We start from the raw sequence: 22,265 nt of genomic DNA, 5'->3' as shown, positions 1-22,265 counted from the left end.
GTTGGCTTCAACGAGTTACTTTTCACCGCGCATCATCCACGGCGCAGGCAGCATCAATAATCTGGATGAAGCAATTCATGCCATTCAGGCCACTTCCCTTTTTGTTTTGCTCAGCGGCCGAACCAAAAAAGTTCTGGAAAAACAATTTGAGCAACTCGCTTCAAAAGGGATTTCTCTCCACTTTTACACTGATTTCCAAAGCGAACCGACGACTGATCATCTGGATGGGGCGTTGGAGAATTTTAAGCAGTCGAAAGCACAAGGCATTCTCGCAATCGGTGGCGGTACGGCGCTGGATCTGGCGAAAGCCTTATCCGTACTGGCTGCAAACGAAACTCTGATGTTAGGTGATATCGCCCAACAAGGCCATCTCAGGAAGATTCCGTTGATTGCGGTGCCGACAACAGCGGGAACCGGCAGCGAAGTGACAAAAGTGACCGTCATTACGGACACCAAACTCAAGCGAAAACTGAATCCGGGGCATCCGGCTTTAATTCCGGATATCGTTCTTCTGGATCCAAAATTGACGTTGAGCATGACACCCAAAATTACGGCTGAAACAGGGCTCGATGCGCTGGCACATGCCATTGAAGCATATGTCTCGACTCTTGCATCACCCATCAGCGATGTCTTTGCACTCGAAGCCATTCGCTCGATCGGCAAATCCATTCGTATTGCGTACCACGAACCGCAGAATTTGCAGGTGCGCGACGACATGCTTAGGGGTAGCATGTTTGCAGGTCTCGCCTTTTCCAACAGCTCCACCAATCTTGCACACGCAACGGCGCGTCCGCTTGGCACCCGCTTTTCACTGCCGCACGGTTTGAGTGTCGCGCTGATGCATCCATACGTCATTTCGTTTGGGCAGGATGCGGCGCATGACCGCTATGCCTCAATCGCGGAAACGCTCGGTGTGGAGAGTGTTCTTGAATTTATTGAAGAGCTGAATGTTTTATTCGACTTAAAAAAAGAAGTTAAGAAGCAGCTGAATTTGGATGAGCTTAAAGCTTCCATCCCACTTTTGGCGGAAGATGCTCTGGCTGGCAATGGAATTGTTACAAACCGCAAGCTGCCAACACGGGAAGATATTACGGACATTTATCAAAATCTAGTGACTGACTTAATGGGGGAATGAAAAATGGGAGAAATTACAGGCGGCGAAGTATTGGCAAGAATGCTGCAAATTGAAGGGGTAAAAAATGTATTTGGTATTATCGATGGCACGTATTTCGGCTTCTATTCCAAGCTTGAGCCACATGGCATCGAACTTGTTACACCGCGCCACGAAACGAGTGCTGCACATATGGCGGGTGCTTATGCCCGCGCTACCGGAAAACTCGGCGTCTGCATGGCGAGCAACGGGCCGGGTGTTGCGAATATCCTGCCAGGTCTTGTTGTTGAAGAAGCGGAAGGCAATCACGTCCTTGTCATCACGAGTTCTCGACGTACGGGCATCATGTACCCGGACCGCGTTGGTACGTATCAATGCTTCAACCAATCCGGCGTGATTTCGCAACTCGCGAAATGGAGCGAAGCTGTCCCTTCCTTTGACCGGATTCCCGAAATGATGCGGCGCGCGCTGCGTAAATGCTACGAAGGCCGTCCGGGTGTGGTGCACCTGGATATCCCGGAAAACATCATCAACGGAAAATTCAAAGATGAACCGTCTTTCTGGCAGCCGCATCAATACCGTTCGATGAGCCAGCCGGAACCTTCCGATGCGCAAATCGACCAGACTGTGGACATGCTGCTGAAAGCCAAGTTCCCAATTATTCATGCGGGATACGGCGTCATCCATGCACAAGCATCGGAACCGCTCGAAAAAGTCGCCAAATTGCTCAATACGCTTGTGACGACAAGCTGGGCGGGACGCGGTGCCATTCCTGAAAGCAGCCCGCATACCATTCCGATGTTCCACATCGAAACGAATAATAATCTCCGCAATGAAGCCGATCTGGTGCTGGTACTTGGTTCCCGTGTCGGCGAAACGGATTGGTGGGGCAAAGCGCCTTACTGGAATAAAGACCAAAAAGTGATTCAGGTTGACCTGGATCCAGGGATTCTCGGCGGCAACAAACCAGTCGAACTGGCCATCCACGGTGACATCGACAGCTTTTTGAAGAAGCTCCACGATAAACTTTTGGCGAAACGGAACCAATTGAACCCTGCTGCAATGAGTAAATATGTCGAGCGATTCAACCAGGAACGCGAAAAAGACCGGAAAAAGCTGGATGAAAAATTATCGGATACCTCGGTGCCGATGAATTCCGCAATCATTCCGACCACCGTCCAAAAAGTATTTCCGAAAGATACGCCTCTCGTCTTTGACGGCGGCAACACTGTCATTTGGGCAAACTTCTATACGCAGATCGAGAAACCCGGTTCCGTCTTTTCGACATTCAAATTCGGTATGCTCGGCGCTGGAACCGCTCAGGCACTTGGTGTGGCAGTTGCAAATCCAGGAAAACCGGTCGTCTGTATGATCGGCGACGGCGCAATGGGCTTCCATCCGCAGGAAATCGAGACGGCTGTGCGCAATAACCTGCAAGTGATTTACATCGTCTTCTGCGACAAGCAATGGGGCATGGTGAAGATGAATCAGCATTTCGCCTTGAAACCGGTGAAAACTCTTATCAAAAAATCACTCAGCGCGGAAGAAAGCATCAAATCGGATCTTGGCGAAATCGAATTCGATAAGCTTGCACAGAGCATGGGTGCTTATGGTGCACGCGTCAGCGATCCGAACGATTTGCAGTTTGCGCTTGAACAAGCTTATGCAACCGGCAAATGCGCGGTGATCCATTGCGACGTCAACCCTGTCCAGCATATGTGGGCGCCTGGCCTGAAATATTTCAAAGACTTACACGCCGAACCTAAGGGGAAATAAACCATGGGCATCGATGATATTCAACTCAATTTCAATCCGACGACTTTGCTGTTGATGAATATTTTAATCGGTTTCATCATGTTCGGTGTGGCACTCGATTTGAAACCCGCCGATTTTAAACGGACGCTGCGCTCACCTAAGCCCTTCATCATCGGGCTGAGCGCACAGTTTGTCATCATGCCGGCGCTGACATTTCTGCTTGTGCTGATACTGCAGCCGCAGCCGAGCATTGCGCTCGGGATGTTCTTGGTCGCGGCGGCTCCCGGCGGAAACCTGTCGAATTTCCTGACGCATCTCGCAAAAGGCAATACGCCGCTGTCCATCAGCATGTCCGCGGTATCAACCGCCTTCTCTCTGATCATGACGCCTTTGAACACGATGCTGTGGGGTTCATTATACGGACCGACCCGCGAAATTCTGCGGTCCTTCATGATCCAGCCGGTCGACCTGATCCAGACAATCGTGATTCTGCTCGGCATTCCGCTGGCACTGGGCATGTATGTGAACTATAAAGCGCCCCGCTGGTCGTCTAAAGCCAGCCTCATCATGAAGCGTTTTTCAATCGTGTTCTTCTTATTGTTTGTGGCGGGTGCGCTCGCAGCGAACTTCAATTACTTCCTGGAATTTGTCGGCATGGTCGTTGTCGCCGTATTCCTTCATAATTTGATCGCCATTCTAACCGGCTATTTTTCCGCCCGCGCATTCAAATTGCCCGAACAGGACCGGCGGGCGATTGCCATTGAAATCGGCATTCAAAATTCTGGTCTGGCTTTAATTCTCGTATTTAATTTCTTTGACGGCCTTGGCGGTATGGCCATCGTCGCAGCCTGGTGGTCAGTCTGGCATATTGTGTCAGGTTTGACGCTCGCAATCTTCTGGTCGAAACGGCCAGCACCGAAAGTGGAGAGTGTAACGGTATGAAAATCTTGATCACAGGAGCTGCCGGCTATATCGGCAGCCAGCTTGTACAGAAATTGGAGAAAGAAATTTCGGCAGAAGGAAAATCGTGGCACATCGTCGCGACGGATATCCGGGATACGCCACATTATAAAACTGGCGCGCACACGGATTATCACAAGATGGATGTCCGCGATTCCGGATTGGCGGAATTTGTGAAAAGCCAGCAAATCGATACTGTCGTTCACCTCGCGACCATCGTGACGCCCGGCAAGAAGAGCAACCGGGAATTCGAATATTCCGTGGATGTATTGGGTACTAAAAACGTAGTGGATGCCTGCGTGAAAGCCCGCGTCAAACGGATTATCGTGACTTCAAGCGGTGCGGCTTACGGCTATCACGCCGACAATCCCGAGTGGCTGACGGAAACGGATCCGCTTCGGGGCAACGAGGAATTCGCCTACTCGCATCATAAGCGGCTTGTGGAGGAAATGATGGCGGAGTATCGCGTTGAACATCCCGAACTCGAACAAATCATTTTCCGCATCGGCACGATTCTCGGGCAGAATGTGAACAATCAAATCACAGCCCTGTTCGAAAAACCGGTTGTCCTCGGCATCCGCGGATCGGAAAGCCCATTTGTTTTCATCTGGGACCAGGACGTCGTCGCCTGTCTGATCCAGGCAATTTCGAATGACACCACTGGCGAGTTTAATGTGGCCGGCGACGGTGCCGTGACGATTACCGATCTCGGGCGTCTGCTCGGGAAGAAAGTGATGCATTTGCCGGCAGTCGTCGTGAAAAACGGATTATTTGTGCTGAAACGCTTGAACATGACGCAATACGGCGAAGAACAAATCAATTTCCTGCGCTACCGGCCGGTACTGGATAATACGCGGCTGAAGCAGGACTTCGGCTTTACGCCTACTTACACGTCGCGACAAGTGTTCGAGCGGTATATTGCGAAAGATTGGCCGAGTGAATAAGGATCCTGAGGAAAAGCTGTGCTTTTCCTCAGGATTTTTTTGTTTGTTTGCGCTGAGCAGAATTTATTTGCGGTAACGCTGTGACCGGCTGATTTCACGAAAAATTTTATTTCCATAAATACATTTCCATGTAACTTCCCTTCGACTTCCCATCCTTCTTCATGTAAACTTAATGAGAACATATGTTTTATTTTTATATAAAAGGGGGATTCCGGATGAAGGGTAATGGGGTTACGGATACGTGGGAACTGGATTCCCTGTTAAAGGGGTCAGGGGAACTGACTGAATTGATCGCGCAAACGAAAGTGGGTATCGCAGAATGCCTGGAACGAGTCGAGACGCTGGATTTGTCCGATGCTCAAAACAATGAAGAACCGGTCGCCGTCATTCTCCGGGACATCGGTTGCATCCAGAATGCACTGTCCCAGATGAGCTCGTTCATTACTTGCCTGCTTGCTGAAAATCCGGCAAATCAAACAGGCATCTCCCTGCAAGGAAGCGTTTCTTCAGTGAAGGCCGACTTCAGTTCACTGGTTAAAAAACTTCAGCACCAGCTTTCTGAACTGGATTCGGCAACCTGGAATTTATTGCTGCAAACCGACAGCTTGAAGGACTACCGATTTATATTAAATGAATGGCGGACGGATGCGGATGCCGCTCTGTCGAATAAAGAAGAAGCTTTAATTTCCGATTTGATGGTCGACGGCTACCATGCCTGGAACGATCTATACCGCTCCATCCTCAATAATTTGCGCGTCATCGTCGAGATGGATGGCGCCGAAAAGATGTTTTCCGTCGGACAGGCAGTGAATTTACGGTCGCATCCAGATCCTGCGGTCAGGAAAAACGCTTTTATTGCTTTGGAAAATTTGTGGACGGGGCAACAGGAAACGATGGGGCGGATTCTCAATCACATTACCGGGTTCCGCTTGCAGGTCGACCGGAAGCGCGGAGCTTCGAGCAGTTTGGAGCAGCCGCTCAAAGATAACCGGATGAGCGAAAAGACGCTGCAATCTATGTGGCGGGTTGTCGAACGGCATAAGCCTGCGTTTGTCGATTATCTGGACCATAAAGCGCAATCAGCCGGGAACGATCAAATGCCTTCCTATGATTTTTGGGCGCCTTTCGCAGAAAAAGACATCTCCCTCGATTACCGGCAAGGCGCCGAATTCATCCTCCAGCAATTCCAGAAATTCGGACCGGAGCTGGCGGACTTCACCCGCACTGCATTTGAAAACGGCTGGGTCGAAGCAGCTGATCGCATTGGAAAATCGGCCAATGCTTTTTGCGCAGGCTTCCCGCTGTCGGGTGAATCCCGTGTATTTCTGACTTTTGACGGCTCGATGACCACGCTTCTGACGCTTGCCCATGAACTGGGCCACGCTTTCCATAATCACGCATTGAAAGATGTGGCTCCGCTGAACCGCCGCTACAGCATGAGTACAGCAGAAACCGCGTCAACATTTGCTGAAATGATTGTGCTCGATGCGGCGATTGAGCAAACGGACGATTCGGACGAAAAACTGATGCTGCTGGATGAAAAAATAAAGCGCAGTGTCATGAACTTCATGAACCTCCATTCCCGCTTCCTGTTTGAAGAACGGCTCTATGAAGCGCGTGAAAAAGGAATGGTATCAGCTGACCGGCTGAATGAGATGATGGAAGTCGCCTATACCGAGGCTTATGCCGGTTCCATGAGCCATGTGCCGGTCCATTCCTGGATTTCGACGCCGCATTTCTATATCACTTCTTCTCCGTTCTATAATTTCCCTTATACATTCGGCTACCTGTTTGCCGTCAGTATTTATGCAAAAGCCAAAGAACAAGGCGAAGGATTTGAAGAGAATTATCTTGCATTGCTGCGAGACACGGGCAGTATGGCGGTCGAAGATTTGGGAATGAAGCACCTGGGAGAAGATATTACGCAGGAGAGTTTCTGGGAAAAAGGGATGGCTCTTTGCCTGAAGGATGTGGAGGAGTTTATACGGCTTTCGGCGAGGAGTTTGGTGGAGCAGTGATGTAATGGATTTGAATAAATTAAAAGAAGGACTCCATTTCGGAATCCTTCTTTTTTCCGTTAATATGTTTCAATGAAAGCGCATCTGCCTAAAGTGATTGTAAGTTACCGGAAAAACATTCAAACTGGTAGTAAGAAAACACTTTTAGGGCCAGTCATCATGACAGTTCCTGAGAAATATGATTTATGAGGTGCTAATCCATGACAGCTGAAATTATTGTTCCAGTCAGTCTCCTTCTTCTCTTTATTGCGCTTGGCATATACCTGCTGCAAGGCAAAGGCGGCTGGCTGATTGCCGGCTATAATACAATGTCTAAAGAAGAAAAAGAAAAATATGACGAAGCGGCGCTATGCAAAGCGACTGGCAAATTGATTCTCGCCATCGCGGTTACCATTGCGATGATTACCGCAGGCGGTCTGTTGGAAAAGAACGCGTTGATGGTCAGCGGTGTGGTGCTGATGCTGCTCTTTATCATTATTGGGATGATTTATATCAATACAGGCGAACGTTTTAAGAAAAGATGTAACTGATTTTATTCCATCAAGCTGCGAGTTACGGCGCAAAACCAAAGTAGAAAAAGACATGCAGATAAAAACCTGTTACAGAAAAAGTGAGACTAAAAACAATGAATAACGTTATTATGATTCCTTTGGCCGTTCGGGTGATCGCCAGTTTCTGTGTGCCTTTGTAGATGTGGATCCCTAATGCAATCACGAACGGCACAACCATCAGAAAATAGAAAGCCATAATGCCAATCGCAAAAGCATCTGTGTAGTTATTGGCAAAATTCAAATCGCCTTTAAACGAATTGATCATCCAAGTGTAAAGAAGCAGGAAAGCAAGCTGTATACCAACTGCATATGCGAATAAAGGCAGACGGAACTTCCCGAGATTCTTGAGATTCCAAATGATGAAGCAGTAAATGATGGCTACAAGAATTCCTGTAATAAGATTGGTTGGATAAAAGATAGAAGCACTCCTTTGTGAAATGATTTTCACGCACTCGCTTGTTGCTCTCTATCTTACCATCTATATCCAAATGTTGCCAAATTTATTACATACTTTAAAGACACCTGTTATCTATAATTAAATCAAAAAAATATACAGGTTGAGCTTTTTTACTTCTTCTGCACAATCAGTACATATAAAGATTCTGAAGGAAATACTTTTTCGACGATGCGGAAGCCTGCATCCTTCATTTCCTGTTCCATCCCTGCCAAAGAAATTCTCGGCGCTTTATGGGATGATTCTACTTTGGGCTCGAGTTCGATACAGATTAAATGGCCACTATCTTTCAACACGTTTTTTATTTGCGTTAACGTTTGATCCAATGGCTTGATCTCGTGCAATACCAATGAGGCGATCACTAAATCGACCCTTTCATCAGGCAAGGGAATATTCGAACCATCTGTATGAACCGGAACGATGTTTTCGATTTCCGCGTGCAGAGCTTTCGCTTTTATAACGTCCAGCATTTCAGCATCCATATCAAGAGCGTATACATCCCCCGTCACTGCTTTCGCCGCAGGAATGGTAAAGTAACCGGTGCCCGCTCCGAAATCCAAAACACTATCCGTTTCCTTAATCGGTATCAGGCTCAATAATTTTTCTGGAGACAAGTCATCCTTCCGCGCGGGATTCTCCAGATAAGACATTTTCCCGTGTGACCCATGCTTACTATTCGAGTTGCAATGTTGCTCGTGCATTTCGTTTCCTCCTCTTACTGATCTTTTCAGCTGAATTTCTCTTCAATCATCGTGGCATTGATACTGATGGCGGCCATGCTTCCTTCCGCAGCCGCAAAAATCAACTGGGATGCGCCGGCCAACGAAACATCTCCGCAGGCATAAACGCCTTCAATATTCGTCCGTTTCATCTCGTCGTTCTCCACACCTCCGCGGTCATTTAGTTTACAGCCCAGGGACGATGCAATATCCGAAGCCAATACCCATTCCGGCGTTATAAACCCGCCGTCCCGCGAAATTGCTCCTCCGTCTTCGAAAAGAACTTCCGCCAATTTGCCGTTCTCTCCGTTTAAAGCGCGGATTTTTTCTTCACGAACACGAATGCCCCTGCTTTCCAGCAGACTTTTCTCTGCTTCAAGCAACTGCCGCCCATTTGTGCAATAAATTAAATCATCTGTCCAGTTCGACGCCACTTTCACCATATGCGATGCCGCTTCGTTATCTGAAATGACAACTAATGCCTTGTCCCGCATTTCCCAGCCATCACAGAACGGGCAGCTGAACAGGCTTTTTCCGTAAAACTCTTCAACTCGTTTCACATCGGGCAAAATCTCTTTGAAACCCATTGCCAGGATGATGCGTTTTGCCTGGAATACTGCCCCGTCTTCTGCTTCAAGATGGAACAGCCCGCCTTCCTTGTAAACACGCGCGACACGTTGTTTCTGAATTTCCACGTCTGGGTACTTCATCAATTCTTCATGGCCGATCCGTTTAAATTCCTGCGGATCGACGCCATCCCGCGTGATGAATCCATGCGATTCCGAAACGACCGAATTGCGTGGTTTATTGTCATCGAACAGGACCGTTTTCCGCCGCGATCTCCCCAGCACGAGCGAAGCGTTCAGCCCCGCCGGCCCTCCCCCGATTACAGCACAATCGAGTAACATTCCAATCACTCCTTCTAATTTCAATTAACTTTCAATTTCTGCCTGTTTTTCTTCCGCCACCCTGACAATATCGATCAGCAGCTTGTTTTCGAGCTCGTGCTTCATATTGTCCTCCGCCTGCCGCATCACATTTTCAATCAGGCAGCCTTCGTGATGGATCGAGCATTCGAATAAATTCGTGTCCCCTTCAATCGATTTGATGACATCGAGGAATGAGATTTCCTTATGCTTGCGTGAGATTTTGTAGCCACCCTTTACGCCGGGCGTCGATTCGATCAGCCCGGATTTCGTCAGCTTGGTCAAAATTTTCGACAGATAGGTCGGTGACAGCTTCTGCATCGCAGCCAGCTCCTGAACCCCTATCGGCTCCCCGTCAGACTGGCGCATGATATGGACCATCGTGTGCAAAGCGTAGTTCGTCGCGTTCGAATATTTCATGATGACCTCCTGTAAGATTTATTCGCAGATATTAAAGACTCTATTTGTCTTTAATTAACTTAAAGTTATCACCCTCTTAACAGGAAGTCAACTCGCGGGATTTTATCCCACAAAAAAAGAAGCAGCTCGTCACCAAGCCGCCCCTTCCCCTTTAACATCTCACATATCTCCGCTTGAAGCCCAAGCGATCTTTTTCCATCGCTTTTTCGATGGTCGCGGCTGCATTCAGGAAACTGCTTTTCTTTCCTTCGCGCTTCATTTCAACGGGACCGATCTGTCGTGCTGTTTTCAGCGCTTCTTCAGTCGAGGGTTTGTACGACACCCCAACCGTTTCGATAAAATTATTCATGGCGGATTTTGTGCGTTCCGGAGCATCCTGAATCGTGTCTTCCACGAGTTTCAGCATGCCGGACAGCTTGCTCTCCGAAAACTCCTCGTCTTTGCGGCTGCCGAGCAGCCAGCAATAACAGCTCCAGCCGGCGGACATCCGCAGCTCTTCGCCGCTCGCAATCCATTTGTCTGCCACTTCCTGCGCGATATCCGATTCCGACAATGTCACAGCCACCACGTAATCAGACAGCATAAAGAAATACGCCGAATCCAGCCAGCGGTCGTAATCTTCTGCCGTCATCGCTTTCGGATCTGCGATGACGCCCGCAAAATACATCGCGTCGTAATTGCCGGTCGCATACAATTTCTCCGCCAGCTCCTGATCGATTTTTATTTTTTTCGCCATCGGTTTCATGGCACCGGTTGCGACACCGAAAAGCGGTTCATGTGCACCATTCGAAAGATACCTCTTCTTCATATTCGCTTTGCTCAGTGCCTCGAGTTCCTGCATGACCGTTTCAAAATCCATTGCTGCGCACTTCCTTTCTTCTATGGATACATTTTTAATTCATGCAATACAATGAAACCAGTAAACCCCACCCTAACATCAGTGTTACTGGAAGTCGCGCCGCAGCTTGATTGCCTGGCGTTTTTTCAGACCATCCGCCAACAGGTAAAAGCCGATGATTGAAAAGGTGATGAAAAACAGGGCAACAAGCGGAATCCATTCGGCCGAATTGACATCGCGCCTTAAATTGCTCAGGAGCACCGGCCAGGAATTGGACACGTCAACCGAGCGGTAACTGCGGTCGAGCTGTGAGAAGAACTCCTGATTGATGTAAATTCCGATGACGCCAAGCTGGGCAAGAAGGAACATCGCTCTGCCTGACTCCGTCGCGCCCGAAGAAATCACTTCCTGTTTCAATGGTGGCCAGTAATAACTTTTGAAAAGCGTCCATCTGTGTCCACCGCTCGCGATAGCAGCTTCCATATAAGTCTGCCTTTTTTGTGTTTGCAGCGAATCATAGAAAATCAGTGCAAGCCGGCCCACTTCCACTACCGATATAATCGCCATTACCCAAAATGCCCTGTAATCCGAAAACATGACGCCCGGAATCGCCAGGAGAATCAAGATGATGAAAATTGTCGGCATAAAAGAAAATACAGCGTTCCAGATGTTCATGATGAGCCGGATGCCGGAAATATAAAATGCTCCTACGGAAACAAGCAGCGCCAGAACTAAACGGAAACCGACGATGACCACCAGGATATAGAAGGTTTCTCTCGCGCCGACCATCACTTTCGACCATAAATCCACACCTTTTCTGTCCGTGCCGATCAGAAATTCGTCTGACGGGGCATAAGGTGGCACCAACAGACCGCCACCATCATCTTTATCCAACAGATTCTGTTCAAGCGACGGGTCCACAAACGGCAAATACGGACCTAAAATCACAATGGCCAATAGAATTCCGGTCATGATGAGGCCTAACCATAGATTACGGTTCATAACTTCTCCCCCTGTACCGGAACGAATGATCGCGCTATGCCGGATACAACATTAGCCAATAGGATAAAGACGGTGAACAGGAAAACATAGCCGATTTGCTTGATGACGTCCGCCGACAATAAAGCACCCACATAAAACGTCGTAGCGCTGCCCAGTGTATCGTACATATAAAAAGCGGCGCCTCTGTATTCAGTGAAGACTTCCACGATAAATAAATTCGACAAGGTATAGAGCACCATTGTGTTGGAGTAAGCGAAAATCTTCAATATGCCATTTTTCAGCATATGCGTATAGAGCACTTTCATTTCAGCGATCCCTTTTGACCGGGCTGTCCGCACGTAATCCTCGCCCTGTTCCGCCTGGAGTGCGTTGAATGTGATCGTTGAAATGAACATGACGGGGTAGATGGACAGGTAAAGAATATTCATCAGGACATTGTCGAGCTGGTCATGGCCGAACAAGTTGATATCCACCAGCCCTTTTGACTGCAAATACAAAACAGCGAGCTGAATTACAATAATTACGGCAATATCAGGCACCGCCAGAATGCCGGCAGTCGTGAATTGACCGATGACTCTTCCTTTTCCTTTTCGGAACCTGTAATCGATGACGCCCTTGGCAATGCCGATGAAAAAGCCGATAAGAATGGCCGGCAGGAAAATTTTCAGGCTCCGCAGAAATACCGTCCCAATTTGCTCGCTTATCGGATTCCCCATCTGATCCAGCCCCAGGCCACCCTGCTCAATTATGTATGAAAAGAAAAATTTGATATTAGCCCAGTGATTCGTAAATTGATAGTCATAGACTGCGCCCCCAAATGAGCCGCCCCGCCCCTCGGTGAAAACCGTATCCGTGGGCAGCAGGATGATCAGCAGCAAAATGGTAAAAGACAGCATCCAGACAAGTACGGGAAAAAGAATTCGGGTAATCACTTAATCGCTCCTTATTTAATACTTCACAAATGTGGTCACACTTCGATCGGTTATGTAATTTTTACGGCTTAATTCTTCGGCCCATTTTTTAGGGGTTAATTGATAGGAGCCATAGATGTCCTGGTAGGTAAAACTCCCAATATTCACATAAATCGACTCCAGGTTTTCCCACATTCTTTGTATGTATTTCTCCAGCGCATGCTGATTCGGGACGCTGTAAATTTCAAGGACATCACCCGTTTCCATGTATTTTTCCAGATAGGTTAAAAATAACGGGCTTTCGAGTCCTGTGGCTTCATACAGATAAGGCATTGAAAATAAACCCTCGATTTCTTTTACCCAAAGTGGATCCAATTTTTGAACGGAAAAGAAAACGGCTTCTTCCTCACTTGCGTAAGCCGTACGGTTATTATGTTCTTTTATTTCATCCGGCATCATAAAAGGCTTCGAGGAAGCGAGAAAGGTGATTTCCGACATTTTGATCTCTCCTGAATAAGTATGTTCTTACGTTAGGGTTTATGCTTTACTCTTCTAGTATGCGTTTCAGCTCGTCTGCTTGTTCAGGAGCTAATATATAAACGTCTTTGTTGCCAGCTTCGTTATTCTTCAGCTCTTCACGAGTTAAAAGGGCGCTGCCGTCTTCCCTATACCAGATGTAACGCTGTATTAATGAAACGCCTTCCTCCGGTATATCCAAAGTGAAGAAAGTATCCGCTAAACCGGTTAAATCCGCAGGCTGTTCCATTTCTTTTTCTGTATTTATGATGTCCCTCAAATCCGTTATCGATTCTGCATCCGTGATGTCAGTATGGAACTTTATCCCGCTCGTCTCATCCTCTTGATAAGGAACCCCTACCCGTATCACTTCTCCATCAGACGAACAGCCTGCAAGTGTTATGGCAGTAATGGTTATTGCAATTAACCACTTCAATCGCTTCACATGACCCGCTCCTTTCGAATTTGATGGTTTTTGATTTCGCAAAATTTTCTATCTATATTTTACCATATATATCGATACTCACTGATGAGCAATTTTAAATTTGTGTAAAAGCGGATGGGAGACCGGTTAAAGTGACTTGTTTTGCTGAACGCCGATATAATCTTCTGAGCGCCGATTTATTTCTCTGAGCGCCGATATAATCTTCTGAGCGCCGATTTATTTCTCTGAGCGCCGATATAATCTCCTGAACGCCGATTTACAAGCGATTACGCAATATCAGCTCTTCGAAAAGACTGTTTCCGCCGTTAACCAGCCTTCATTTTCATCAATTCTCTCTCAAAACCCCAATTCAACAGAAAAACGCATGCTTTTCGCAGGCGAAAAGCGAAAAAAACCGAAAGGCGTCGTCGGCCTCTCGGTTTTCGTATGATTCTTCTATAATCGCGGGTCGACCGGATCGGATTCCATCGCCAATGCGCCGAGCGTGCATTCATGGACGCGTTCGATCGATTCCCCGTTCACGAAGCGCGCAATGCCTTCGAGGCCCAGCGCAAATTCCCTCAAAGCAAGTTTCTGCTTCTTGCCGGTGTTGCGGTTTTTCAGCCGCTCCAGGTTTTTCGGCTCCAGGTAATCCATGCCGTATATGATGCGCAGATACCTTTGTCCCCTCACTTTGATGGCCGGCTGCAGCAATTTGCCTTTACTCCGGACGATGTAGAATTCCGGTTTGATGATGATGCCTTCGTGCCCGTCTTCCGTAATTGATTTCCACCACTCGATCACTTCGGCTTCACTGGCCTCGTCCGTGATGACTTTGTATTCCGTTTCGACGAACAGGCGGGACGCATCCGCAAGTTTCCGGTTCATCTCCATATGCCACGTATGCGGCTTGTCGAAAAACGTGCGGTCGCTGTGGGCGAGCACATGAAACGGCGCAATCTGGATGCTCCTGTCCCCTTCGTTGTCCCAGCAATATTTTTGGAACACTTCCAAAAAGTCGTTGGCGTTTTCCAGCTTGCTGTCGTATTCGTCCAGCCACGCCTGCAAATCGCCATTCGTCGGCAGCGCTGCCTGCAATTTTTCTTTCAGCAGCGTCCGGTCGAGCACGGCGTTTTCTGCGACGTGCGCGTATTGACTGCTGATCAATTCTTTCGCTTTCAGGTTCCATGGCATGATTTCGGCGTCCAGCAGCACATAATCCGTTTGATACTCGTCGAAATAATTTATTCGCGTCAATTCTTGGTTCAATTCGGAAAGCAAGCGCATTTCGGTGTCGCGGTCGAAAAAGCGTTTGCCGGTCCGTGTGTAGATGGAGCCGAGCGATTCGATGCCGGTGTGCTTCAAGGACGATTCCTTGTCTTTGAATAAAAACAGGATGCCCCGGCTGCCCATGTGCTTTTTCTCGGCGATCATCGTGTGGACGCCGTTGCTTCTGTAATAATCGATCGCCTCTTTCGGGTGTTCCAGGTAATCCGGCAGCGCAGACGGTTTCGGCGTCGGGCTCATCGTCGGCGGGATGTAGACCAATTGCTCGATTGGCACTGTGTAATGTGAAACGGCATCAATGGCGGGTTTCACAAGTTCCTGCGGAATCCGCACTTCACCGGCGGAGTCAGTCAGCACCGAAAAGCCGTTGATGAACTTGCCGATGTTCGGCGGATTCAAGCGGTTCTTCTCCCATTCCACCAGCGGATTGTCGGCGGTCCCGGAATGATCCGCTTTCGCTTTGACGGATACGAAATCCCGTTCCGGATAGCGGTAAGCCGTCAATTCGCCGCCGAACACGACTCCCTGATCAATGTTAATCGTGTTATTGATTAATAACGGCTTCGGTTTCGGGTCATGCCCCCAGACGATCAACAGGCGATTTTGATGTCCGACTGTCCAATCGTTCCGAACAGACTTGCCGTTTTCATCGAAGCCGCCCGTATCGCCGTACCGGCAGAAATCACTGATGGCTCCTGATTGTTTACCGATGAATTCATCACGGATGCCGGCATGTGCACAAACGAGCGTCGGTACGCCGTTCTTTTTGAAGACGTAATGGGAAGGTGCAGCCAGAAGAAAGTCTTTCAGCTGTTGCTTTAATTGGCGGGCGGCGTCAGAGCCTTCCTGCTCCTCGAAAATCCGGAACTCTTCTTCCACTTTTTCATCGCCGTGGCTCAGCACTACTTCGCGGCCGTCCAGCCAGCGGGCGATTTTCCAGCCATGGTTGCTGTCGATCATCAGTGCACGCCCGCCCTCGACATGCTTCAGGAAAAACTGCATCGTCTGGAGCGAAGCCGGTCCCCTGCTCATCACATCGCCGACCGAAACAAATTTGCGGCCTTCGGGATGTTCATATAAGCCTTCTTCATTCTCTGCATATCCGAGTTTCACAAGTAATTGGATCAGTTCATCGAAACAGCCGTGAACGTCGCCAATGATGTCGATGCCCCGGTCCAATTCTATTTCAATCGGGTTGCCGTGCCTGAACACTTCCACTTCTTCCGTTTCTTTTACGGTATAAACAGAAGCAAAGCCTTCTTTCTTAATAAACCGTTTTTCATTGCGGAAAATCTGGAATTGCTGTTTGATGCGGCGCTTGCCCCGTGGATTATCACGGTTTTCGTCGCGGTCGGTCAATACCCGCTCCGATACGTCAAAAACGATTGCCTGAATCGGCACATGATTCTTTTTCGCTAGCGCTATGTATCGTTTCCGGTCATCTGAACGGAGGTGTGTTGCGTCAACAAGCACCAGCTTGCTCAACCGCATGCGGGCTTCGATGACCCGGTCCATCATCGCAAATGCTTCTGCGGAAATTCCCTGGTACTCATCCATCAGCCCCGCCGCTTCATCCTGCGGCCGGTCACGCCAATCGATGAACTCTTTATCCCCGACTAAAATTCTGAAATCATCGGAACTCACCACTTCCGATGCTAAAATCTGTCCTTCTTCTATCAACCGTCTCACCAACGTCGATTTCCCGCTGTTGGACGGTCCGATCAATAATACGATACCTGCGTGCGGCAAGCCGATTTTCATCAATTATTCACCTTCCTTTGGAACACACACATCTGGGTCGGGAACCCTTGCTCCTGATGCTCTTCGCCGATCCCGGCAAATTCGATGTCATAGTCTCCAGCGTGATTTCGCTTTTCGCACCAGTCGCGGAACTCCTGCCGCGTCCATTCGAAGCGGTGGTCATCATGGCGGAAATGGTCGTCCATATCGTAGACTTCATTGTATTCACGGTTTGGCGTCGTCACGATCAGCGATTTCGGCGCATAGTCGTGCAGGATCCCGTCGAATATCTTCGGCAGCCGCTCTTCATCGATATGCTCGATGACTTCACAAAGAATCATCAGATCTTTCCCTTTTAGGCGTTCATCAAAATAAAACAGGGAACCCCATAGCGTCTTCGGCTCGACGAAATCCGTCTTGTCGTTCACTTTCTCGAAACGCCGCAGCGCTTTCATCGTCTCGACTTGAGACGGTTCGACCGCAAGAATCTCTTCCACTCCGTCAATAAAACCGAGTTTAACGGCAAGCTTGCCTTCCCCCGACCCGAAATCGACGATGCTTTTTGGCTTTAATCCGGCGGCTGTTTTTGCGATTTTTGCGTAGCGCAGTTCATTCAGCGATGTTTTCTTCAACGGCGCAGGTGCAGCAGCCACTGCCGGTTCTGCTTCACCGTTTTCCACAAGTTCATAGACTTCCTTGAAGCGGAGCGCGCGCCGGTAAATCGTTTCCCGCAGCGGATGCTGATCGAGCCAGCCTTCTCCGTAACGGCCGATTTTCTCAATTTCCTTTTCATCAATAAAATAATGTTTGTAGTCATCGATGACCGGAATCAGCACAAATAGATGGCGCAGCGCATCCTTCAGAGTCTGTTCCCCGCTCAAGCGGATCGTGCGCACAGTGCTCTGCTCTTTTAAATCGAAGGAATAATCGATTTCCGGACGCGTAATATCCACCTGATAGCCCATCGGTTCGAATAGATTCTTCAACTGCGCATCCGGCAGCTTCGTATTGACGGGGCCGAGTTCGAATGTGAACGGAAACGGATGCGCGACCCATTCCGCATACTCCTCTTTCGGCTGCCCGTTCAGCGCGGTGCCGAGAGCCGAGCGGATCAGCGACAGGAAAATGCTCGAAACGGCGAATTCCCGGTCGTTGATGTAATGCGTGATATCGTACGAATTCCCCGAATTCTGGATCAGTTCAACCGGATCCGGCGTCACGAAAATCGTCATTTCAAGTTCAGTGTCCGTGAATTTGCCGTAAAACATGCGCACCAAATGGCCTTTCTGGTTTCTCTCATATAAATTGCCCGGATTTTTTGCCAATAAATAAGAAACCGCCTTGACATTGTCACCCTTGGCCTGAATCGTCAATTGCATTGTAAACGCCCCTTTGCCTGCTCAAATTGCTCAATAATAACCTTAATATATCATAGAAAATGGAAATTTATTCATGTCTCATTAATTTTTAATTCGATTTCTAAATCCCTACATTTTCAAGCCAAAAAATACTCTTCCTTATTGTCGATGCGGTAAATTTTCACTTCTCCCCAGGTGTCTGAGCGGCTGATGAAATTATGTGATTCACTCGGCGGGAGCCCTCTCGATACGCCATTAATCTTGCCGACGGGCTGCGCGGTTTCTTCGCCAATCCGGCAGGCATAGGCCCATTTCGTATCTTCCAGCACAAAATAGACGAAATCGCCGCGGATGCTGACAGAAAAGGTGCCTTTGTTCAGCAGATCCGGTTCGTTATGGATGGTAATCGATTTCGATTCAGGAACGATCTCGACCAGCGGCTTCAGCAGCGGCACCAGCCAGATTGCGGAATTCTCACCTTTGACGAGCGCCAGTATTTCCAGAATATTAGGCTTTTCCGGCAAATCCGTTTCGTATTTGAAAATCGGCAGACCGTCCCATCCGAATAAAACCAGCTTTTCACCCGGCAGGCCCTTCCTGAATCCGCCGTAATAATAGCTGATCCAGAATCCTTCGGGTCCCACCACAATGTCTTCGATTGCATCGCCCGCATAAAACGAAGCTGTAATTTCACCAGCAGGGTTCAAGACGAAAATGTTCCTTTCAAACCTGCCGCTTCTGCGCTGAACGAGAACAATCCGGTCCTGATCGATCCAGCGGATGAAAGGATTGGAATCGGTAATTGGCGAAGGGATCCATTCACTGTTGATGACGATCCAGTTTCTTCCCTTTATTGATAGATAGAGTACGAGTCCATTTTGGTCCTGCCAGTCTGCATCTCGAATCGAATATTCCTTGAAGCGTGAGTCACCGCTTGTAAAAACAACTTGTTCAATCAATTGAATCGGTGTCTTAAGCATTTCCAGCACATCCTGACTTTTGCTTGGTGCTTATTTTATTCGCTGCAGACCATTCAGAAACCTTGCATCTTCTGGAATTTATTCGCGTGAGTTTCATCAGACTCCAAAAATTAGTAAATTATTCTGAAAACCTCTTGCACCTTCCGTTACGGAAGGTTCTATAATGGAAATAAATACATAATGAAAACGGGGATGTCCATGTACTCAATCGGGAAGCTAGCCAAAATGAGCCATGTTTCAATAAGAACTTTACGCTATTACAACGAAATCGGATTATTGCTGCCAGCGCATCGAAATGAGGCGGGACACCGCTTTTATTCCGATGAAGATATTTCAAAGCTCCATTACATACTGATGCTCAAGGATTTAGGATTCCCACTTGAGACGATCATGCAGTTTCTTTCCAATCGTGAATTCGATCTGTACGGTGTCCTTTCCATGCGGAAGAAAATGATTTTGGCTGAACAGGAAGAGTTGAAAAAGAGGGAATCGGCTGTAAATACTTTGCTTGCCATTGTCGAGACACAGGAAGTTACGGATTGGGAAACGATTTTCAACACATTCAATGCTTTTCCGGCTGATGAAAGTCTGCTGAAAGTTCTATGGGAAAAGCATTTCACTGAAGAAGAGCAGCGCATTCTAAACGGCTTTTCCAGTCCGGAAGAAAACCGCGAAGGCGAAAGGGTCTGGCTCGACCTCGCTCAGGAAGTACGGGAAAATCTGCATAAAGGGCCGACCAGTCCGGAAGCTCAGAGCCTGGCAAAAAGGTGGATGGAACTGGTGGATGAGATGTATCAAGGAAACGCGGAACTGGCGCAGAAGGTTTGGAAGCTAAATAAGGAAAGGGAACCGCACTTGCGGTTCTTCATATTCGAGCAGGAGATTATTACATTTATCGATCAGGCCATCCGGCATTATTTCGAAGCGCGGGAGTCACAACTATGAAGAAATTCATCGTATTCGACATCCTTTGCTATGTGGTACTCCCGTACTTCATCTGGAATTACGGTCGGGAACCGCTGGGCGATTATTATGCCATGCTGCTGTCGACCGTTCCCGGGTTTATCTACACGATTTACCGATTTGCCATAGAACGTCAATTTAATATTGCCGGACTTTCCATCTTGCTGTCGCTTTTCCTGAGTACCCTGATCAATTTACTTTCTTCAAACGCGGAAAGTATGCTGTGGAATCAAGTCTATCTAGGTTATGCATACGGTATGGTCTTTCTGGTTTCTATTTTACTCAGGAAACCATTGGCCCTTCACTTTGCAGTCGATTTTGTTTACCTGCAGGGCGTTGCAAAAAAAGACAGCATTGCCGAATTTTCCAGAAAAGGAATCTTTATGTGGTTCCAGCTGCTGACTTTGCTCCTTTTTACCAACAGCGTTTTTCAGAATTCGTTGAAAGCCTGGCTGATTCAAAGTTATGGGGTGGATGGCTACGGCGAGATGCTCATCTATATGAAAATCAGCGGATGGACATTCAATGTGCTGATAATGGCAGGCTTTTTCTTCGTGGGTTCCAAGGTCAACTTGCAGACTCAGCAAATTAAAGAAGAATCCGTACTTTCAGAGGAGCATCCTTCTGAATTGGAGGATGAGAAGAGTTTTTCTTAAGTTAAACTTGAAAAATCGATAATATACACCTTTCTGCCTTAAACAAACAACATTCAGCTCCTTGCTTGTTGCCAGCCAGCCTGCCCAATCGATGTTTCCATCTGATGATGCAGGTCGGTGATCAAGGTTTCGGGATATTGTTTTATTTCTATTGAACTTATTGCTATTCTATCGCCCACATTCCTCACTATAAGCTTTTCGTTTCCACAGTAAAAGGCGGCCGGAATCAAAAATTCCGGCTGCCTTTCTTATCATTACTTTTCCGATATGTCTTCGAGCGCATCCTTCGATTTCACATCTTCCTTTTTGATGATGGACACCGAGCCGTCTCCTTCAAGTACGATCGCTTCCACATTTTCAAAAGAACTCATGCCTTGTTGCCGCACTTTGCCCCTCAAATCCTGCTTCCGGATCCGGTTCCTTTGCATCTGCTCTTCATTGAAATGGCCTTCGTAATATAAAAAAACCGGTGAAGCTTTTATGAAATCCGAAAATCTTTTGGATCCCGCGGCCGTTTTCGATACAAGGTATTGCAATAAAGTCAGCATCACCAGTACGGCTGCACCATCGGCAAAAGAGACTTTATCGCTTGTGATGATGCTCGATAAAGTCGCACCATACGTCACAGTTATGATGAAATCAAATATATTCACATTCGTAATAGACCGTTTTCCAGACATCCGCAACAGGAAAATGAGGAAGGGATAAGCTAACGCAGACATGATCACAATGCGCAAAACGCTGTTCCATCCATCAAATAATAACGTATCCAATATCTGTCCACTTCCTCTCCGTTCTTTTCACAAGGCAGGGCTTTACTCAATTTTTACCCTTTGGTGTCGTGGATGAAACGGAAGTGGGAGCAGACCACAAACACTGCTATTTTAAATATGTACAAGAACCTTTCTGCGCTCCATCCTTCTTTATTTCAACTACGAATTCGTATTGCTTAAAGTATGTATGTTTTCATACCCCTTTGTTCATCAAATCGATTACAACAATTCCCCAATACCAAAAGCTCGCAACAAAAAAGACCGTTCCAAATACCGTAACCATTTTCGGCAGCTTTCTGTTTGTGTATATGAGGAACAATCCAATAGAAATGTGAATAATAATAAACAAGAAAAGACTAATGATCCTTCGCCTCCTGCCTTCTATTCCTGATCTTCGTATTTGCCCGCAGCTTTTTTAATGCCGATAATTGCAGCGTAGGTAATGACCATTCCCAATGAGACACCAATTGTAGTTTGTATTATTGAATCATCATCCCCGAAAATTACAAGAACTATAAAACAGCCGAAGATTGCGCCTAAAATTAGACCAGCTAATGACTTCAAATCTTTTTTCATATCCTCACCCCTTCCATTTACTGTAACATAATGGATTTGCAGCGGTCGAACGGCCTTTTGCCCTTTCGCCAACAGCACTCCAGCTAATAAAGGAATATTAAACAGAGTGGTTTTTCGCTTTTCGCCTGCGAAAAGCATCCATTTGTCTTTTGGGCTTGGGGTTGGTCACCTGGATTTGGGCGGAAATTTTTTTATTCCCAACTTTGGTCGGTTTATTCCCAACTTTGCCTCTTTTATTCCCAACTTCAGTCGATTTACTCCCAACTTTGCTGCTTTTATTCCCAACTCGCTTTTTCCGCTATTCGGCACCTCTTATTTTTATCCGAAATGAATGAAAAATACTATCTTACGCGTACTGTGGACGCCCGAATTTAAGCCAGATT

The 22,265-nt window shown here is 47.5% G+C and carries 22 protein-coding genes; 8 read left to right on the top strand and 14 right to left on the bottom strand.

Features of this window, described 5'->3' with window-relative positions; translation table 11 throughout:
* Position 1: 1 nt before the first annotated feature.
* From AC2Q9J_RS04930 to AC2Q9J_RS04905, 6 genes are all read left to right on the top strand, one after another.
* Positions 2 to 1,135 carry an iron-containing alcohol dehydrogenase gene (locus AC2Q9J_RS04930; protein WP_499037713.1) on the top strand — a complete coding sequence of 378 codons (1,134 nt, stop codon included), beginning with the start codon at positions 2 to 4 and terminating at the stop codon, positions 1,133 to 1,135.
* 3 nt (positions 1,136 to 1,138) lie between these two features.
* Positions 1,139 to 2,887 (top strand): thiamine pyrophosphate-binding protein, encoded by a 1,749-nt coding sequence (locus AC2Q9J_RS04925; protein WP_499037711.1) that lies wholly within the window; start codon positions 1,139 to 1,141, stop codon positions 2,885 to 2,887.
* Between the two features lie 3 nt (positions 2,888 to 2,890).
* Positions 2,891 to 3,808 (top strand): bile acid:sodium symporter family protein, encoded by a 918-nt coding sequence (locus AC2Q9J_RS04920; RefSeq protein ID WP_499037709.1) that lies wholly within the window; start codon positions 2,891 to 2,893, stop codon positions 3,806 to 3,808.
* Complete coding sequence (locus AC2Q9J_RS04915) at positions 3,805 to 4,770, top strand: SDR family oxidoreductase (protein WP_499037707.1); 966 nt, start codon at positions 3,805 to 3,807, stop codon at positions 4,768 to 4,770. Before AC2Q9J_RS04920 ends, AC2Q9J_RS04915 begins: the two co-directional genes overlap by 4 nt.
* A 215-nt stretch (positions 4,771 to 4,985) precedes the next feature.
* A complete protein-coding gene (locus AC2Q9J_RS04910) occupies positions 4,986 to 6,788 on the top strand; it encodes a M3 family oligoendopeptidase (protein ID WP_499037706.1) in 1,803 nt (600 codons plus the stop codon).
* A 200-nt stretch (positions 6,789 to 6,988) separates the two neighbouring features.
* Positions 6,989 to 7,318, top strand: a complete 330-nt coding sequence (locus AC2Q9J_RS04905) for a DUF3784 domain-containing protein (RefSeq protein ID WP_499037704.1) — start codon at positions 6,989 to 6,991, stop codon at positions 7,316 to 7,318.
* A 22-nt stretch (positions 7,319 to 7,340) separates the two neighbouring features.
* On the opposite strand, the gene AC2Q9J_RS04900 is transcribed toward AC2Q9J_RS04905, so the two are convergent.
* From AC2Q9J_RS04900 to AC2Q9J_RS04845, 12 genes are all read right to left on the bottom strand, one after another.
* Complete coding sequence (locus AC2Q9J_RS04900; protein ID WP_499037702.1) at positions 7,341 to 7,787, bottom strand: hypothetical protein; 447 nt, start codon at positions 7,785 to 7,787, stop codon at positions 7,341 to 7,343.
* A gap of 119 nt (positions 7,788 to 7,906) precedes the next feature.
* A complete protein-coding gene (locus tag AC2Q9J_RS04895) occupies positions 7,907 to 8,494 on the bottom strand; it encodes a class I SAM-dependent methyltransferase (protein ID WP_499037700.1) in 588 nt (195 codons plus the stop codon).
* Between the two features lie 26 nt (positions 8,495 to 8,520).
* On the bottom strand, positions 8,521 to 9,420 hold the full coding sequence (locus AC2Q9J_RS04890; protein WP_499037698.1) for an NAD(P)/FAD-dependent oxidoreductase: 900 nt from the start codon (positions 9,418 to 9,420) through the stop codon (positions 8,521 to 8,523).
* Between the two features lie 24 nt (positions 9,421 to 9,444).
* Positions 9,445 to 9,858: an Rrf2 family transcriptional regulator gene (locus AC2Q9J_RS04885; protein WP_499037696.1), complete on the bottom strand. Its 414-nt coding sequence runs from the start codon at positions 9,856 to 9,858 to the stop codon at positions 9,445 to 9,447.
* Between the two features lie 151 nt (positions 9,859 to 10,009).
* On the bottom strand, positions 10,010 to 10,717 hold the full coding sequence (locus AC2Q9J_RS04880) for a DNA alkylation repair protein (RefSeq protein WP_499037694.1): 708 nt from the start codon (positions 10,715 to 10,717) through the stop codon (positions 10,010 to 10,012).
* A gap of 84 nt (positions 10,718 to 10,801) precedes the next feature.
* Complete coding sequence (locus tag AC2Q9J_RS04875) at positions 10,802 to 11,698, bottom strand: hypothetical protein (RefSeq protein ID WP_499037692.1); 897 nt, start codon at positions 11,696 to 11,698, stop codon at positions 10,802 to 10,804.
* Positions 11,695 to 12,630, bottom strand: a complete 936-nt coding sequence (locus AC2Q9J_RS04870) for an ABC transporter permease subunit (protein ID WP_499037690.1) — start codon at positions 12,628 to 12,630, stop codon at positions 11,695 to 11,697. The genes AC2Q9J_RS04875 and AC2Q9J_RS04870 overlap by 4 nt, the downstream gene beginning before the upstream one ends.
* A gap of 15 nt (positions 12,631 to 12,645) precedes the next feature.
* Entirely contained in the window at positions 12,646 to 13,107 is a 462-nt protein-coding gene (locus AC2Q9J_RS04865; RefSeq protein WP_499037689.1) for a hypothetical protein, read from the bottom strand.
* 46 nt (positions 13,108 to 13,153) lie between these two features.
* Positions 13,154 to 13,570, bottom strand: coding sequence for a hypothetical protein (locus AC2Q9J_RS04860; protein ID WP_499037687.1), 417 nt, complete (start codon positions 13,568 to 13,570; stop codon positions 13,154 to 13,156).
* Positions 13,571 to 14,005: 435 nt separating this feature from the next.
* Complete coding sequence (locus AC2Q9J_RS04855) at positions 14,006 to 16,597, bottom strand: polynucleotide kinase-phosphatase (protein WP_499037685.1); 2,592 nt, start codon at positions 16,595 to 16,597, stop codon at positions 14,006 to 14,008.
* Positions 16,597 to 17,955, bottom strand: coding sequence for a 3' terminal RNA ribose 2'-O-methyltransferase Hen1 (locus AC2Q9J_RS04850; protein ID WP_499037683.1), 1,359 nt, complete (start codon positions 17,953 to 17,955; stop codon positions 16,597 to 16,599). The genes AC2Q9J_RS04855 and AC2Q9J_RS04850 overlap by 1 nt, the downstream gene beginning before the upstream one ends.
* Positions 17,956 to 18,071: 116 nt before the next feature.
* The gene (locus AC2Q9J_RS04845; RefSeq protein ID WP_499037681.1) at positions 18,072 to 18,914 is read right to left on the bottom strand and encodes a hypothetical protein; all 843 of its coding nucleotides are present in this window, start codon (positions 18,912 to 18,914) and stop codon (positions 18,072 to 18,074) included.
* Positions 18,915 to 19,094: 180 nt separating this feature from the next.
* Here AC2Q9J_RS04845 and AC2Q9J_RS04840 point away from each other — a divergent pair, with 180 nt between their 5' ends.
* Complete coding sequence (locus AC2Q9J_RS04840) at positions 19,095 to 19,859, top strand: MerR family transcriptional regulator (RefSeq protein ID WP_499037679.1); 765 nt, start codon at positions 19,095 to 19,097, stop codon at positions 19,857 to 19,859.
* Positions 19,856 to 20,533, top strand: a complete 678-nt coding sequence (locus AC2Q9J_RS04835; RefSeq protein WP_499037677.1) for a VC0807 family protein — start codon at positions 19,856 to 19,858, stop codon at positions 20,531 to 20,533. Before AC2Q9J_RS04840 ends, AC2Q9J_RS04835 begins: the two co-directional genes overlap by 4 nt.
* A gap of 254 nt (positions 20,534 to 20,787) precedes the next feature.
* Here AC2Q9J_RS04835 and AC2Q9J_RS04830 read toward each other — a convergent pair whose 3' ends face one another.
* The gene (locus tag AC2Q9J_RS04830; RefSeq protein WP_499037675.1) at positions 20,788 to 21,306 is read right to left on the bottom strand and encodes a DUF421 domain-containing protein; all 519 of its coding nucleotides are present in this window, start codon (positions 21,304 to 21,306) and stop codon (positions 20,788 to 20,790) included.
* Positions 21,307 to 21,687: 381 nt separating this feature from the next.
* A complete protein-coding gene (locus tag AC2Q9J_RS04825) occupies positions 21,688 to 22,020 on the bottom strand; it encodes a hypothetical protein (protein WP_499037674.1) in 333 nt (110 codons plus the stop codon).
* Positions 22,021 to 22,265: the final 245 nt, after the last annotated feature.

It is taken from the genome of Planococcus sp. RAB007_Raresut (assembly GCF_057369535.1).
This window is presented reverse-complemented; position numbering and strand designations above follow the sequence as displayed.

Bases quoted from the DNA above. Each gene is read 5' to 3' on its own strand.
- AC2Q9J_RS04850 (WP_499037683.1), bottom strand. From the start codon at position 17,955: ATGCAATTGACGATTCAGGCCAAGGGTGACAATGTCAAGGCGGTTTCT.
- AC2Q9J_RS04880 (WP_499037694.1), bottom strand. From the start codon at position 10,717: ATGGATTTTGAAACGGTCATGCAGGAACTCGAGGCACTGAGCAAAGCG.
- AC2Q9J_RS04925 (WP_499037711.1), top strand. From the start codon at position 1,139: ATGGGAGAAATTACAGGCGGCGAAGTATTGGCAAGAATGCTGCAAATT.
- AC2Q9J_RS04845 (WP_499037681.1), bottom strand. From the start codon at position 18,914: ATGCTTAAGACACCGATTCAATTGATTGAACAAGTTGTTTTTACAAGC.
- AC2Q9J_RS04895 (WP_499037700.1), bottom strand. From the start codon at position 8,494: ATGCACGAGCAACATTGCAACTCGAATAGTAAGCATGGGTCACACGGG.
- AC2Q9J_RS04865 (WP_499037689.1), bottom strand. From the start codon at position 13,107: ATGTCGGAAATCACCTTTCTCGCTTCCTCGAAGCCTTTTATGATGCCG.
- AC2Q9J_RS04905 (WP_499037704.1), top strand. From the start codon at position 6,989: ATGACAGCTGAAATTATTGTTCCAGTCAGTCTCCTTCTTCTCTTTATT.
- AC2Q9J_RS04915 (WP_499037707.1), top strand. From the start codon at position 3,805: ATGAAAATCTTGATCACAGGAGCTGCCGGCTATATCGGCAGCCAGCTT.
- AC2Q9J_RS04855 (WP_499037685.1), bottom strand. From the start codon at position 16,597: ATGAAAATCGGCTTGCCGCACGCAGGTATCGTATTATTGATCGGACCG.
- AC2Q9J_RS04920 (WP_499037709.1), top strand. From the start codon at position 2,891: ATGGGCATCGATGATATTCAACTCAATTTCAATCCGACGACTTTGCTG.
- AC2Q9J_RS04875 (WP_499037692.1), bottom strand. From the start codon at position 11,698: ATGAACCGTAATCTATGGTTAGGCCTCATCATGACCGGAATTCTATTG.
- AC2Q9J_RS04890 (WP_499037698.1), bottom strand. From the start codon at position 9,420: ATGTTACTCGATTGTGCTGTAATCGGGGGAGGGCCGGCGGGGCTGAAC.
- AC2Q9J_RS04835 (WP_499037677.1), top strand. From the start codon at position 19,856: ATGAAGAAATTCATCGTATTCGACATCCTTTGCTATGTGGTACTCCCG.
- AC2Q9J_RS04910 (WP_499037706.1), top strand. From the start codon at position 4,986: ATGAAGGGTAATGGGGTTACGGATACGTGGGAACTGGATTCCCTGTTA.
- AC2Q9J_RS04825 (WP_499037674.1), bottom strand. From the start codon at position 22,020: ATGCTTTTCGCAGGCGAAAAGCGAAAAACCACTCTGTTTAATATTCCT.
- AC2Q9J_RS04840 (WP_499037679.1), top strand. From the start codon at position 19,095: ATGAAAACGGGGATGTCCATGTACTCAATCGGGAAGCTAGCCAAAATG.
- AC2Q9J_RS04885 (WP_499037696.1), bottom strand. From the start codon at position 9,858: ATGAAATATTCGAACGCGACGAACTACGCTTTGCACACGATGGTCCAT.